General features: G+C 42.9%; 12 protein-coding genes. 4 read left to right on the top strand and 8 right to left on the bottom strand.

The window, feature by feature from the left end:
* Positions 1-767 (bottom strand): hypothetical protein (locus AC075L_RS17185; protein WP_476387934.1); only part of this gene is annotated, 767 nt, incomplete at its 3' end.
* Positions 768-862: 95 nt separating this feature from the next.
* A complete protein-coding gene (locus tag AC075L_RS17180) occupies positions 863-1,255 on the bottom strand; it encodes a VOC family protein (RefSeq protein WP_019163158.1) in 393 nt (130 codons plus the stop codon).
* Between the two features lie 420 nt (positions 1,256-1,675).
* Here AC075L_RS17180 and AC075L_RS17175 point away from each other — a divergent pair, with 420 nt between their 5' ends.
* Complete coding sequence (locus AC075L_RS17175) at positions 1,676-2,191, top strand: DUF2798 domain-containing protein (RefSeq protein ID WP_025580908.1); 516 nt, start codon at positions 1,676-1,678, stop codon at positions 2,189-2,191.
* 269 nt (positions 2,192-2,460) lie between these two features.
* On the opposite strand, the gene AC075L_RS17170 is transcribed toward AC075L_RS17175, so the two are convergent.
* Positions 2,461-3,039, bottom strand: a complete 579-nt coding sequence (locus AC075L_RS17170; protein ID WP_118609837.1) for a hypothetical protein — start codon at positions 3,037-3,039, stop codon at positions 2,461-2,463.
* A gap of 399 nt (positions 3,040-3,438) precedes the next feature.
* Here AC075L_RS17170 and AC075L_RS17165 point away from each other — a divergent pair, with 399 nt between their 5' ends.
* Positions 3,439-3,804, top strand: a complete 366-nt coding sequence (locus tag AC075L_RS17165) for an MGMT family protein (protein WP_370865650.1) — start codon at positions 3,439-3,441, stop codon at positions 3,802-3,804.
* Between the two features lie 72 nt (positions 3,805-3,876).
* Here AC075L_RS17165 and AC075L_RS17160 read toward each other — a convergent pair whose 3' ends face one another.
* Both AC075L_RS17160 and AC075L_RS17155 read right to left on the bottom strand, forming a co-directional pair.
* Positions 3,877-4,320, bottom strand: coding sequence for a hypothetical protein (locus AC075L_RS17160; protein WP_019163164.1), 444 nt, complete (start codon positions 4,318-4,320; stop codon positions 3,877-3,879).
* Entirely contained in the window at positions 4,304-4,771 is a 468-nt protein-coding gene (locus AC075L_RS17155; RefSeq protein WP_019163165.1) for a DUF3990 domain-containing protein, read from the bottom strand. The genes AC075L_RS17160 and AC075L_RS17155 overlap by 17 nt, the downstream gene beginning before the upstream one ends.
* Before the next feature lie 1,035 nt (positions 4,772-5,806).
* Between AC075L_RS17155 and AC075L_RS17150 the strand changes: the two genes are divergently transcribed.
* Together AC075L_RS17150 and AC075L_RS17145 are read left to right on the top strand one after the other, a co-directional pair.
* The gene (locus tag AC075L_RS17150; protein WP_008705255.1) at positions 5,807-6,361 is read left to right on the top strand and encodes a TRAP transporter small permease; all 555 of its coding nucleotides are present in this window, start codon (positions 5,807-5,809) and stop codon (positions 6,359-6,361) included.
* The gene (locus tag AC075L_RS17145) at positions 6,362-9,694 is read left to right on the top strand and encodes a TRAP transporter large permease subunit (RefSeq protein ID WP_465078761.1); all 3,333 of its coding nucleotides are present in this window, start codon (positions 6,362-6,364) and stop codon (positions 9,692-9,694) included.
* A gap of 485 nt (positions 9,695-10,179) precedes the next feature.
* Here AC075L_RS17145 and AC075L_RS17140 read toward each other — a convergent pair whose 3' ends face one another.
* The 3 genes from AC075L_RS17140 to AC075L_RS17130 all read right to left on the bottom strand — a co-directional run.
* The gene (locus AC075L_RS17140) at positions 10,180-11,187 is read right to left on the bottom strand and encodes a GTP-binding protein (RefSeq protein ID WP_476387933.1); all 1,008 of its coding nucleotides are present in this window, start codon (positions 11,185-11,187) and stop codon (positions 10,180-10,182) included.
* Positions 11,188-11,366: 179 nt separating this feature from the next.
* A complete protein-coding gene (locus AC075L_RS17135; protein WP_008705260.1) occupies positions 11,367-13,250 on the bottom strand; it encodes an ABC transporter ATP-binding protein in 1,884 nt (627 codons plus the stop codon).
* On the bottom strand, positions 13,243-14,899 hold a 1,657-nt coding region (locus AC075L_RS17130), incomplete at its 5' end, for an ABC transporter ATP-binding protein (RefSeq protein ID WP_476387932.1). The genes AC075L_RS17130 and AC075L_RS17135, both read right to left, overlap by 8 nt.

Below are 14,899 nucleotides of genomic sequence, written 5' to 3'. Positions count from 1 at the left end.
CTGAATACTTTTCCTCCTTTTTTATTATCTTCAGCCCATTGAAAATACTCTTCTTCCGAAATATTTCCTGATACATCCTGATCATTTTCTATTTTTTTGTTTCCATCTGTATCAGCAATCAGATAACTGCCTGTCTCCCCATATCTGATATGTGCAAAATTATTTATCAGAAGTGGCGACTGATATTCTATAAGAACATATCCTTTAATAAGTCCCGAATCGTAATCTCTATAATATCTGATATAACCAATTCCATTTTTCTCATAATCTCCCAGGGATACTTCATATAAATCCAACCATTTTACGTTATAATTCTCTTTTATTATGTTAAAAAACTGTTCGTATTTTGATGCCTCAGATCGAATACTGTTAGAATTTACCATATGTCCATATGAGTCAAAAACAGAAATACTGCTATACTGTTTATCTGGATACAATGCATCCAAATAATCCAGACGTTTCTCTACCTGTATTTTATATTTTAACTGATCTGCTGATTCCTCAGAATCCTGTAAAAACCAGTTTTGTATTGCTTCATCTGTTAATATTACCTTAGCTATCTTTCCCGAATTCTCTAATATACTCTGACTGTTATCAGACACTATCTCAAACTTTTCCTTATAGCTTTCGCTGGTGATATTTAATACTGATTTTTCGTATAAAAACTGAATCAATACAGTTAATACAAGGATTGTGAGAAAAAAGAAGCCAATACTTGTAAGAGAAAATTTTTTCGCCAAAGACAGCTCATGATATTTTTTACGCATTCGCACCACCCCCACTTATTAATCCAACATTACTCAAAAAGCCGATACACTGTTTCCGTCAATGTATCGACCCTTAATGATTATTTCCTTTTTATTTACAGATACTGACTAAATTCCACCTTCTCCTTATTTGGTCCTTCAATTGTAAAGAACTTCACTCCATTTTCCCAGAATGGCAGGAAATGAATGGTATCTTGTGTAGAATTTAAACCAGCTTCATTGATATACTGGAAAATCTCTTCAATATCTTTTACGTCAAGTGCAACATGATCGATCGCGCCATGCTCCATTTTCGCTGCATGGTTCTCATAAGTCTCCACTACCAGAGTTCCCAGTTTCAGGAAAACAACCTTCTCGTTTGCTTCCTCATTTACTGTCTCAAATGCTGTTTCAAAACCTAATTTGTGATAAAATTCTACTGTTTTACCAATGTCATTTGTCGGAATTCCAATGTGCTGTACCCCTGTTGAGTAGTTCTTTAAATCCATAGTTTTTGCCCCTTTCTGCTGATCCTTGTGACTTTTTGTCGCTCGTTATGTCAGACTGCTTTTCATAATCCGTTACTGAGAACGCAATAACCAGTAACCATAATCAGACTTCTCAGTCACTTAATATCTCATTTTTTTACAATATACGCAAAAAATTATTCGGTTGTCAAGTGAATTTGTAACTTCTATTTATACTTTATTTTATCCTCATCCATGAATAAACGTTCCTATCCCTTTGTCAAAAAGACTCTAAAGCTATTATTTCACGATTATATTTTGTGCAAAATTCCCATGACATAGAATCCCAATAACTGATAGAATAAATACGACAAAAAATGTCGCTTATCCATTGTCAGACGGGTAGGCGGCATTTTTGCGTTTATATGGAGTTTTTTATTATTTTATGAGGAGGGCTTAACTATGCCAAAAACAAAATTTCAGGAATTTATTTTCACCCTTATCACATCCGGCTGTATAATCTTTATCATGGGCGTTTATAACGTCGCTATCCACACCGGTGGACTTCAGGCGGCTACATTCAGTCACGCACTGCATTCTTTTCCGCTGGAATGGTTCATCGGATTCCTCTGCGCATTCTTCATCGCCAGCAAAACATCCAAATATTTCGCGTTCCGCGTAGCCAAACCAACTGACCGCCCGATCTTCATCATCCTCTGCATCCAGACCTTCACCGTCTGCACAATGGTACCGCTGATGAGCCTGCTTGGAACCATCGAATCTTCAGGAATCACTTCAAATCTCATCTTCATCTGGCTCCAGACCATCTGCCTGAACTTCATCATAGCCTACCCACTGCAGATCCTGGTTGTCGGACCATTCTGCAGATTCGTATTCCGTCACCTGTTCGTATCAGCAAGTCAGGAAAATGAAGGTAAAATAGAACATGAAATGGAACAGCAAGGATTTGCGGAATAAGTCCATATAATAATAAAGAGAGGGTGATTTCTCGCCCTCTGACTTTTCAGGTTCTCCCTTTATGGTGGAAACTCACCAGCTTTTTTAGGTTCTCCCTTTATGGTGGAGACTCACCGCTTTTTTTAGTTCTCTCTTTGTGGTGGAGACTCACCAGCTTTTAAAAGTTCAAATTTCTTTATTCTTTCATTTATATTATACTCATAAAAATCATTACCATCAACATTTTTTCATCGCAATTTTCGACAAATTGTGATTGAGTTATTCCATTTTTATTTTTTATAAAACATAACTCCAGCCATAACCAACATCGCAATTCCCACCATCACTAACGGCAGAAAACCATCTATATAACCTTTCCATTTTTCCAGATTATAGTAAATCATATAACAATACAAACTTCCAACAACCACTGCCAACGTCAAAACACAAAACACCACAGAAATTCCGGCAGAAAATAGCCCGCTGGCATACAGCGTATTAACCGTAACCAGATTCAACACAGCCCATCCAACAATCAAAAACAGTTCCGTTGTGACCATACGATGAAAAACAAGATTACTGATCACCAGCAAAACAACGTAACAGATTACACCGCCAGCCATAATCCATCCACCAGAAACTCCCTTCCGAATCCCTTCCGTCTGAAAAATCCCCTGCGACATCCAGTTCACCGCCATAATCCCACAAACCGCCGTCGCAACCAGCAAAATCCCCGACAACCACAACGGAGCATGCCTCTCCGGATAAAAAGCCACACCCCACCACAGCAGGTAACATCCCGCGCAAGTTGCAAGCATCAGCACTCCGTGAAATAATGTATTCATAGCTGATCCATAATCAGAAAACATTACATCATCTTCTTTCTTCTCTTCAACAAAGAGAGGGCGATTCCTCGCCCTCTGACTTTTCAGATTCTCTCTTTATGGTGGAGACTCACCAGCTTTTTTAGGTTCTCCCTTTGTGGTGGAGACTCACCGCTTTTTTAAGTTCTCCCTTTATGGTGGAGACTCACCAGCTTTTTAGTTCTCTCTTTATGAAAAAGATTCACTAATTTTTGAAATTTCAAATTTCTATTATATTATACTCATAAAGATAATTATCAGCAACATTTTTTCTGCGCAATTTTCGTCAAACATTAAGACAAAAAATCATTTTGTGTTTTCTTAAAATCCATGATATATTCTTCTTATATTTTCATCTAATTTTACAAGCAAAAACTCACTTCAAACGAAAGGATTTTTATATTCATGGACTTCTACAAACGCGCCTCCATCGTCTGCCAAAACATCCCTTACGGCACCGTCGTCACCTACGGTCAGATTGCCCTCCTCTGCCAGAAACCCAAAAACTCCCGTCAGGTAGGCTACGCCCTCCGCACCGGCAAACTCGGCCCAAACATCCCCGCCCACCGAATCCTGAACGCCTCCGGCATTCTAAGCGGCGCCACCTCTTTCGAAACCTACGACCAGCAAAAAATCCTTCTCGAAAGTGAAGGAGTAACTGTCATCCGCACAGACAAGGGATGGAAAACCGACCTCAAAAAATATCCGTGGAAAACTACCCTTGACGATGCTTTGTATTTTGAAAGTGTATTTAAGCAAAATAACATATAAACAAAACAAGTAAGTTCTCTGCTTATTGTTTTTTACAGTTAAAACAGAAAACTTACTTGTTTATACCATCATTTATTCCAGTATCTCTCCAGCTTTATAACATTCTGCAATATAATCACGTGACTGATAATAAAAATCCGTATTATAGTCCGATATACTTTCATCTATCCAGGAATGATATACTTCCCATACCCCTTTCATAATCTCCTGATCCTGATAACAATCTTCAATCACCCGTTCATAAACTTCACCGATCGTCCAATAATCCGGAACACGATACCTGCACTCTCCAACATTATCAAACTCACCCTCTGAAATCTGACATTCTTCTACAAATTCTGATGCAACCTTCTCAATTGGTTCACAATGAAAAACATCCGCATAGTCATAAATCCGCTCCAGTGTTTCTCTCCCCATCAAATCCAGAACCATACAACGTTTCTGTTTCCGAATACGCCCTACATATTCAATCAAACTACACGTATAAAATAAATTGCTGTTATTTCTTGTTCCCATAAACTTCCTCACTTCCCATAAATGTTAATGTATCTAATGCAGAAATTGTATGACAACTAATCTGATGCGTTGGATGATTAAACTTTGCAAGCTCCCAGAATGCAGCCCTTGTTATTTTCCCATCCACAAAAGCCTGTACATAATTGAAGATTGTATCTTCAACCATAGGTCCCTCTACAATATCATAAGTATGCGATTTTCCCGTTCTGCATGCTGCAATAAAATCAAGCCATTCATCCGTCATTTTTTCAAACTTCAAATACTTCAATGCAGGATTCGGAATATAATCATAACTATTCACATATCCCTTTTTCCCATATCTGGTCGCCCACCGTTCTGCCTGTTCCTTATAAACAGTACAATAAAAACCGAAATAAAAATCTTTATTAAAAACCGCTCTTCTCACCTCAGGAAATCTAACGATTTCTCTACTTCCATGAAACAACACCATCTAAATTATGACCTCCCCTTCCTAATTTTATAATCACTGTATGTACTCATGTCATAAGTATATATCATCCCCTACCCTTCCGCAACCACCCCAAGAAGAAATTGGCTCCACCCAATTTCTTCCAACAAACTCATTCTTCTAGCACATCCAATAATCAGCGCGAAGCAGCATCTCTCCGCAGGTGAATTTGGAGGGGGCTAAGTAACTCTTAGGTGGGGGAAATCCGCGTTATGAAGAAAAATAGCAACCTGTCTGAGCGGAGTCTGCGACGGAGCGAGTTTTGCATTTTTCTTCATGCTTTTAGCGGATTTCCCCCACCTTAGAGTTACTTATCCCCCGGAACTGAACCTGCAGAGAGATGCTGCTTCGCGCGTCCCCTCTTGCGCTGTGTACGCCCCACACCAACAAACTTCCCCCAATTACTTACAAAAACCTCTTGACTTTCAAAACAAACAGCGTTAAAATTGCTTTAGCTTTTTAAACAGCTAAACCTATAACGCATAAATTCAACGAAGGGAACCAGTAAAAACAGTCCCCCTGTCCTCAGAGAACTGCAGTCCGGTGAAATGCAGTGACAGACCTGTTTCGAATATCATCCCCGAGAAGGAAAGCCGAACCCTTGAATACAGCCATCACAGATATTGCCGTATTCACAGTAAGCTTCCCCGGCCGCCCCCCGTTACAGGAGCCGCGTATATCGGTACGTTGCAGAATCGTACTTGTTTCAAAGGTGAAACAGGGTGGTTACGGAATATCATATGTCCGTCCCTGCGTGGGGCGGACTTTTTTTATGTTATAGGAAATTACTCCATAATATTCCTATAACATAAAAAAGCCCTGACACACGAGACATACTTTCTTTTCCAGGCTGTCGATCTGAAACCGAAACACTACTTCTGTTTTTCGCAGACAACAGAATTCACCACAGATGAAAAATGTAACTAATTACATATTATAACCATTACATTCCATCTGCCTTGAATCTGCTCCAAATTCCGAAAAACAGCAGCAAATTTTTTGAGAGGAGTAGAGAGCATGAAAATCTACAAAAAAATCATGAACGCACTGGCTGCAGTAGAAAAGATCGTCCTTGTGATCTCCACACTGCTGATCCTGGTGCTGACTGTGGGAAACGTATTTTCCCGTAAAGTCATCCACCGTTCCTGGTCCTTCACAGAAGAACTTGTAGTAGCGGTATTCGTACTCATCACCCTGCTGGCAGCCGCACTGGCCTGCCGCGAAGGAGAACTGGTCAGCCTGACACTGGTCACAGACCGCCTTCCAAAGAAACTGAAAAAACCATCCGTGATCCTGATCACAGTCCTGAGCATCATCTTCAGCGTCATCCTTTTCAAATACGGAATGGACAAGGTAATCACTCAGCTTCAGAATGGAAAAAGAACCTTCGTATTAAACTGGCCTGAATGGATCTTCTGGTCCTTCGTACCCATCGGTGCAGGATGCATGATCCTTCACTTCATTGAATTCTGTCTGGACTTCTGCTGCAAAACCGACAGTGCCAAAAATACCGACAACAGCACAAAAAGTAACATGAACACAATCACAACAGACAAAAAGGAGGCCAAATAAATGATCAGTGCAATCTTATTTATCTCCTTCTTCATATTCCTGATCCTGGGTGTACCCATCGGAATCTGCCTCGGACTTTCCTCCGTATGCGCAATCCTCTACTCCGGTACATCTCTGACGATCGTAGCAACAAATATGTACTCAGGAATCAGTAAATTCCTGCTCCTGGCAATCCCATTCTTCGTACTGTCAGGAAACATCATGGCAAAAGCCGGTATCTCCAAGCGACTGATCAAATTCGTTGATACCTGTGTAGGACACAAAAAAGGCGGTATCGCCATCGTATGTGTTATCGTAGCCTGCTTCTTCGGCGCCATCTCCGGTTCCGGCCCTGCAACTGTTGCAGCTCTTGGCGCCGTACTGATCCCTGCAATGGTAGAACAGGGCGGTTTCTCCGCACCATTCTCCACAGCACTGATGGCAACCTCAAGCTCCATCGCCATTGTCATCCCGCCAAGTATCGCCTTCGTTGTATATGCCTCCATCACAGGCACATCCATCGCAGATATGTTCATGGCAGGTATCGTACCAGGTCTTCTTATGGGCGTGGCACTGGTAATCGTAGTAATGCTGGAAGCAAAGAAACACAACATCAAACCATCCAGAGAAAAAGCCTCAGGCAAAGAACGCTGGGACGCTTTTAAAGATGCTTTCTGGGGATTCCTGATGCCGGTCATCATTCTGGGCGGTATCTACGGCGGTATCTTCACACCAACAGAAGCAGCAGCCGTATCCGTTGTATACGGTCTCTTCGTAGGTATGGTCATCTACCGCGAAGTTTCCATCCGCGATATGTTTGACATTCTGGTAGACTCAGCAAAGACAACCGGCGGTATTATGCTCATCGTAGCAAGTGCCTCTCTGTTCTCCTTTGTATGTACCAAATTCGGTATTGCAGATGCAGCCTCCAATTTACTTGGAAGCATCGCACACAATCAGTTTACCTTCCTGCTGATCGTAAATATCATCTTCCTGATCGCAGGATGCTTCATCGATGCAAACTCCGCTATGTACATCTTCATCCCGATCATGCTTCCTGTATGTAAGGCTCTTGGATACGATATAGTAGCATTCGGTGTTATGGCAACTGTAAACCTTGCAATCGGACAGGTAACTCCTCCTGTAGGTGTAAACCTTTTCGTAGCAATCAGCATCAAGATCAAAAAAGGTCTGGAAGTTACTCTGCAGGAGATCTCAAGGGCAGTTGTGCCAATGATCGCAGCCTGCGTTGCAGTTCTTCTGATCGTTACATACATCCCGATCACCTCCACTTTCCTTCCGAAAGCTCTTGCAAAAGAAGGCTCCTACACAGGTGATCAGTCCTCCGCTTCCTCTGACACAGCTTCCAAGGACGCAGGAGACGGCAATAACTCCTTTGACACAATTGCAGATTACAGCGACCTTGACTGGCCGGAAATGACCTGGAACTTCGCATGCTCCACTACTGAGACAAGTACCTGGGCTGATGGCGGACGTAAGTTCGGTGAACTGATGGAAAAAGCTACAGGCGGCAAAGTCAAAGTCAACATTTACGCTGCTGACCAGCTTACAAACGGTAACCAGTCCGAAGGTATCCAGGCTCTGATGAATGGGGACCCGGTTCAGATCTCCATGCACTCCAACCTGATCTACTCTGCATTTGACCCACGTTTCAACGTTGTTTCTCTTCCGTTTGTCTATGATTCCTATGAGGATGCAGATGCGAAATTCGATGGCGAAGCAGGCGCAAAGCTGAAAGAACTCCTCAGTGAGTACGGACTCCACTGCATGGGTATTGCAGAGAACGGTTTCCGCGAAATCACAAACAGCAAACATGAGATTAAATCTGTAGACGATATGAAGAACCTGAAGGTTCGTGTAGCAGGCTCCAACCTTCTGATGGAATGCTACAAGAGATGGGGCGCTGATGCCACAAACATGAACTGGTCAGAAACTTACACAGCACTTCAGCAGAACACAGTAGAAGGTCAGGAGAATCCGCTTCCTGCTATCGACGCTGCAAGTGTTCAGGAGGTTCAGCCTTACTGCTCTATGTGGGATGCAATTTATGACTGCCTGTTCTTCTGTATCAACGAAAACATCTACAACAGTCTCACACCACAACAGCAGGAAGTTGTTGACGAGGCAGGACAGAAAGCAGTTGAATATGAGCGTTACATCAACCGTTCCGGAGATGACGAGATCAAAGAACGCTGGGCAAGCCAGAACGGTGTAACAATCACAGAGAAAGAAGACATGGACATCGACTCCTTCAAAAAAGCAGTTGACGGTATCGATGACTGGTTTGTAAACGAACTGAAGAGCCAGGGCTATGACGATGCCCAGGATCTGGTTGACCTTTTCACAAAGGATTCCTTCAATACAGTGGAAGATTACAGTGATCTGGACTGGCCGGAAACAACCTGGAACTTCGCTTGCTCCACTACTGAGACAAGTACCTGGGCTGACGGCGGACGTAAGTTCGGTGAACTGATGGAAAAAGCTACAGGCGGAAAGGTTAAAGTCAATATTTATGCAGCTGACCAGCTTACAAACGGCAACCAGTCCGAAGGTATTCAGGCTCTGATGAATGGTGACCCGGTTCAGATTTCCATGCACTCCAACCTGATCTACTCTGCATTTGATCCACGTTTCAACGTTGTTTCTCTTCCATTCGTCTATGATTCTTACGACGATGCAGATGCGAAATTCGATGGCGAAGCTGGTGAAAAACTGAAAGAAATCCTTGGCGAATACGGACTCCACTGCATGGGTATCGCAGAAAACGGTTTCCGCGAGATCACAAATAGCAAACATGAAATCAAATCTGTAGATGATATGAAGAACCTGAAGGTTCGTGTAGCAGGTTCCAACCTTCTGATGGAATGCTACAAGAGATGGGGTGCTGATGCCACCAACATGAACTGGTCAGAGACTTACACAGCACTTCAGCAGAACACGGTTGAAGGTGAGGAAAATCCACTTCCTGCTATCGACGCAGCAAGCGTTCAGGAGGTTCAGCCTTACTGCTCCATGTGGGATGCAATTTATGACTGTCTGTTCTTCTGCATCAATCAGGATATCTATGACGGCCTCACACCAGAACAGCAGGCAGTTGTTGACGAATGTGGCCAGAAGGCAGTTGAGTATGAACGTTACATCAACCGTTCCAGCGACAATGAGATCAAAGAACGCTGGGAATCCAAAAACGGCGTAACCTTCACAGAGAAAGCAGATATGGATATCGATTCCTTTAAAGAAGCTGTAGACGGCGTAGACGAATGGTTCGTAAATGAGCTGAAGAGCCAGGGCTACGAAGACGGCCAGGATCTGGTTGATCTGTTTACCAAATAATCCTTACGGTTACAAAACTCCATAAAAATAAATGAACAGGGTATGAAGTTTCATCAGATTACGATGAACTTCATACCCTGTTTTGTTTTTAATAATATAGAACGTAAAGTACTTGATATCTTCTATTTTTCACGTTATACTGAACAAGTATAATTGAACAGACCCGGATGCAAAGTTTCGACCCCTGCCCTCCAGTTTCACGAAAGGAGGGTGATGCCCGATGAACACAATGGAAGTCCTTACTTTATTGTTAGTAATTTTTACGGCATTGACTTACATAGATCAACATAAAAAGAAATAAGCATCCCACCGCCCAAAGTTGGATGCTTAATTTCTTTACTCATTAATTATACCGAGGGCAACCGGAACACGCTTCCGGTCATCTTCTAAGTAGATTATACAATGGGGCACCTGATTTTTCAAGTGCCCTTTTTTATAAAGTAAAGCAGACATTCGCAATCCGCTTCGCGACCTGCGTTCAAATCTCAGATTTTCAGATAGGATTTAATTTTCTCCTCATGCAGTTCTTCTCCAATCACGATCAGGACCTCCTGTCCTACATGAAGCGGTCGGATTGTAATTTCATTCTTCGTAGCATTTAATTCAATCCACTGCCGTCTATCGCACTCTGCCCATGCAGATAGTCCAGAACCGTCTTCGCTGTCACTGTCTACTCTCATAAATCCCTTCATTCGGAACACACGCCCACATTCAGGATCAGACAGAATCTTCTCAGCTGCTTCCCACAGCTCCTTCTCAGTCATCTTCACATTCATAAAGTACAGAGAAGTAAAGGCACCCTCTGCCTCAAACTCCGGTTTCCTGTAGCTTGCCATCACATATCCACAGGATGCAATCCGGTCAAAGTCCTCTTTCGACATCTCATCCCAATTCTTGTGGATAACATTAGCAGTATCCACACCATTCATTTCACAATGAAATCTCCTGCTGCAATGAACCTTCTCCAACGCCTGATTCACATGCTCAATCGTACCCTGGATTTCCTCGGGTGATGCGTCCTGGCTCTTGCTCATCACAATGCATCCGGCATCTGCCACCTCAGAAGCCAGAATGAAATCCGCCTCCTCTGACAGATCACGCTCCAGCTTAGAATCCACAATTGCAATCACATTCCCAATCTGATACCAACGATTTAACGGCTCCTCATGAAGAATATCAAAGAACTCATCCACATCAAAAATCCCAGACGGCTCCACGATCACACGGTCATAACCGCACATACCCATAGCAATCAGTTTCGTCTTAAATCTCCTCCTGTGGCAGTCCTTATCACACCCTCCTGAGATCATCTCCAGCTCACAGTTCTCTCCCATCAGATCCTGAAGCAACATCATATCCACATTCACAGCCCCGTAATCATTCTCCAGAATTCCAATATTATTACCAGCATCCATCAGATACTGCGCATACTTCCTGATAAACGTCGTCTTCCCTGAACCAAGAAAACCAGTGATCAGATCTATCTTTACCATCGTATATCTCTCCCTTGCTGCTGCATAATTTTTCTTTTTTATCCGTAAACCGGAACTTCATCATCTGTGATCCACATACCTGTACGATCATAGCATTATAACGCAGAAAACGCAACGCCCGCAAAGAAAGACCACAATTATTCATGTTCTGAAATAATTGCAGTCTTTCTGATAGTTCCTTATGACAATTCCAGCTTACCAGTATAAAGCTGATAATAAGTTCCTTTTAACTTAATGAGGTCTTCATGGTCGCCTCTTTCAATGATCTTTCCATGATCCAGTACGATGATGGCATCGCTGTTTCTGATGGTTGAAAGTCGATGGGCGATCACAAATACAGTACGGCCTTTCATCAGGTTATCCATACCTTTTTGTACAATACTCTCTGTACGGGTATCAATACTTGAGGTTGCTTCATCCAGGATCAGTACAGGCGGATTGGCTACTGCTGCTCTTGCAATGGAGAGAAGCTGGCGCTGTCCCTGGGACAGTTCCTCACCGTCTCCGCTTAACATGGTATCATATCCTTTTGGAAGCATTTTGATAAACTGGTCTGCATGAGCCAGTCTTGCTGCCTCGTATACTTCCTCATCTGTAGCATCCAGTTTACCGTAGCGGATGTTTTCTTTAATAGTTCCTGTAAACAGGTGAGTATCCTGAAGTACGATTCCCAGAGAACGTCTCAGGTCATCCTTCTTAATCTTGGTAATGTTGATTCCATCGTAACGGATTTTACCTTCCTGAATATCATAGAAACGGTTGATCAGATTTGTGATCGTTGTCTTTCCTGCACCTGTGGAACCTACGAAAGCAAGTTTCTGTCCCGGCTTGGCGAAGAGGCTGATGTCTTTCAGAATAACTTTGTCCGGGTTATATCCGAATGTAACATCTTCGAATCGGACATCTCCTGTCAGTTCTGTATAAGTAACGGAACCATCTGCAGAATGTGGATGTTTCCATGCCCACATGCCTGTTCTCTCTTTGCATTCTGTGATATTGCCGTTGGCATCCTTTCTTGCATTAACAAGTTCTACGTAACCTTCATCCTCTTCCGGCTTCTCGTCAATGAGCCTGAAGATACGTTCTGCACCTGCAAGTGCCATAACGATGGCGTTGAACTGCTGTGCCACCTGCATGAATGGCTGGGTAAAGCTCTTGGTGAACTGTAAATAGGAAGCCATAACACCGAGGGTGATGCCGCCCACACCTGTTACAGAAAGAAGTCCCCCAAGTACTGCTGTCAGTACGAACTGCAGGTTACCGATGTTACCGATCACAGGTCCCATCATGTTTCCGTATTTATTAGCGTTTGCAGAACTCTCGAAGAGTGCTTCGTTGAGTTTGTCGAATTCTTCTTTTGATTTATCTTCGTGGTTGAAAACTTTTACCACACGCTGACCATTCATTCGTTCTTCCACGAAACCGGTCACATCTGCCAGAGATACCTGCTGACGGATGAAATATTTGCCACTGTTGGAACCAATCTTACTGGTAACCTTCAGCATAATAAAAATAATCACAACTGCCAGAATTGTAAGCAGCGGACTTAACAGTAACATGGAAATAAAGGTAACCACGATCGTAAACAGTGCCATCAGTGCCTGTGGGATCGCCTGACTGATCATCTGACGCAGGGTATCTGTATCGTTGGTATAGAGGCTCATGACAGATCCGTTTGTATTCTGGTCGAAATAGCGGATTGGAAGAGTCTGCATATGCTCGAACATATCATCACGGACACTTTTAAGCACACCCTGACCGATATAAACCATCATTCGGGTATAAATAAATGTGGCAATCACACCAAGTGCAAAAATACAGCCAAGGACTGCAAGTGCCTTATAGAGTTCTGCAAAGTTCGGATCTGTCTGTCCGATCAGCGGGATGATAAAGTCATCCAGCAGAAATTTCAGGGACAGGGATACTGCAATACTTGCTGCGGAACTGATAAAGATGCAGATAAATACGATGATAAACTGTATCTTATGGGTTCCTGTCATATATTTCAGAAGTCTTTTGGCAGTTTGGATGGTGTTCTGATCTAATTTTTTCTTCTTATTCATCGTCTCCGCCTCCTTTGACCTGTGATTCATATACTTCTCTGTAAATATCATTTGTCTTCAGCAGTTCTTCTGAAGTACCCACACCTGCGATCTTACCGTCATCCAGTACGATGATCTGATCTGCATCTTCAATAGAAGAAACTCGCTGTGCGATAATAATCTTTGTTGTGTTCGGGATCTCCTCGCGGAAAGCCTTACGTATCAGGGCATCTGTTCTTGTATCTACTGCACTGGTAGAGTCATCCAGGATCAGGATCTTCGGTTTCTTGAGAAGAGCCCTTGCAATACACAGACGCTGCTTCTGACCGCCGGATACGTTGTTACCGCCCTGAACGATCATTGTATCGTAGCCATCCGGGAACTCACTGACGAATCCATCTGCCTGGGCCAGCTTACAAACCCTCCGAACTTCTTCCTCACTGGCATGTTCATCACCCCAGCGAATATTGTCATAGATGCTTCCTGAGAACAGCACATTTTTTTGAAGTACCATGGAAACCTGGTCACGAAGTACTTCCAGATTGTAGTTGCGTACATCCACGCCTCCCACCTGGACATTACCCTTTGTGACATCATAGAGTCTGGGGATCAGCTGCACCAGGGTAGACTTTGCACTTCCGGTTCCGCCGATGATACCTACTGTCTGACCGGATTTAATATGAAGATTTACATCCTTCAGGGAAAGATTTCCTCCCTCTCCTGCATAGCTGAAATCTACATGATTAAAGTCAATGGAACCATCTGCCACATTCTTTACTGCATCAGCTTTATCCTGCATCTCAGGAACTTCATCCAGAACCTCTACAATACGGTCTGTGGATGCTTCTGCTATCATGATCATAACAAACACGAAAGTTACCATGTTCAGGGACATGAGAATCTGAAGTGCGTAGACAATGATACTTGTCAGCTCACCGGTTTCCATGCCACCGAGAACAATACCTCTTCCGCCAATTGCAACAATGATAATGATTACAGTATACATGACAAACATCATAACCGGTGAGTTCCATGCAACGATTTTCTCTGCTTTAGTAAACAGATTATAAACATATCTGGAAATTCCATGGAATTTCTCAATCTCATAGTCCTCTCTTACGAAAGCCTTAACTACACGTGAGGCATTTACATTCTCCTGAACGGAATTGTTCAGGTTGTCATATTCATCAAAGACCTTGATGAAATGCGGATGTGCCTTTTTCGCAATAAAGATCAGTGTACCGCCAAGGACAGGAACAACTATCAGGAAAAGCACTGCGATCGGTTTGTTGATCGTCAGTGTCATAATCCATGACAGGATGATCATAAACGGTGCCCTGGCAAGAAGGCGGATACTCATCATGTATGCCTGCTGTACATTTGTGATATCAGTGGTCAGTCGTGTGACCAGACCTGATGTTGAAAAGTGGTCGATATTTTTAAAGGAAAAATCCTGCACCTTATAAAAAATATCGTGTCGTAAATTCTTCGCATATCCTGCTGCTGCAACTGCCGCCATATTTCCGGCCTGTACGCCGAAGAACAGGGAAAGCATTGCCATTGCAACAAGGATGACTCCACGCTGGATGATATAGCTCATATCTCCGTTTGCAATACCTACGTCGATAATCTTCGCCATCTCCAGAGGAATCAGAACTTCCATCAGTACT

It is taken from the genome of Blautia sp. ZXY-1-B12, assembly GCF_056339915.1.
The sequence above is the reverse complement of the archived record's forward strand: the minus strand, read 5'-3'. Positions and strand labels throughout refer to the sequence as shown.

What these genes read in the sequence shown, in the direction of transcription:
- AC075L_RS17170 (WP_118609837.1), bottom strand. Translation starts at nt 3,039, where the DNA reads ATGTTTTCTGATTATGGATCAGCTATGAATACATTATTTCACGGAGTG.
- AC075L_RS17175 (WP_025580908.1), top strand. Translation starts at nt 1,676, where the DNA reads ATGCCAAAAACAAAATTTCAGGAATTTATTTTCACCCTTATCACATCC.
- AC075L_RS17150 (WP_008705255.1), top strand. Translation starts at nt 5,807, where the DNA reads ATGAAAATCTACAAAAAAATCATGAACGCACTGGCTGCAGTAGAAAAG.
- AC075L_RS17140 (WP_476387933.1), bottom strand. Translation starts at nt 11,187, where the DNA reads ATGGTAAAGATAGATCTGATCACTGGTTTTCTTGGTTCAGGGAAGACG.
- AC075L_RS17180 (WP_019163158.1), bottom strand. Translation starts at nt 1,255, where the DNA reads ATGGATTTAAAGAACTACTCAACAGGGGTACAGCACATTGGAATTCCG.
- AC075L_RS17160 (WP_019163164.1), bottom strand. Translation starts at nt 4,320, where the DNA reads ATGGGAACAAGAAATAACAGCAATTTATTTTATACGTGTAGTTTGATT.
- AC075L_RS17145 (WP_465078761.1), top strand. Translation starts at nt 6,362, where the DNA reads ATGATCAGTGCAATCTTATTTATCTCCTTCTTCATATTCCTGATCCTG.
- AC075L_RS17165 (WP_370865650.1), top strand. Translation starts at nt 3,439, where the DNA reads ATGGACTTCTACAAACGCGCCTCCATCGTCTGCCAAAACATCCCTTAC.
- AC075L_RS17155 (WP_019163165.1), bottom strand. Translation starts at nt 4,771, where the DNA reads ATGGTGTTGTTTCATGGAAGTAGAGAAATCGTTAGATTTCCTGAGGTG.
- AC075L_RS17135 (WP_008705260.1), bottom strand. Translation starts at nt 13,250, where the DNA reads ATGAATAAGAAGAAAAAATTAGATCAGAACACCATCCAAACTGCCAAA.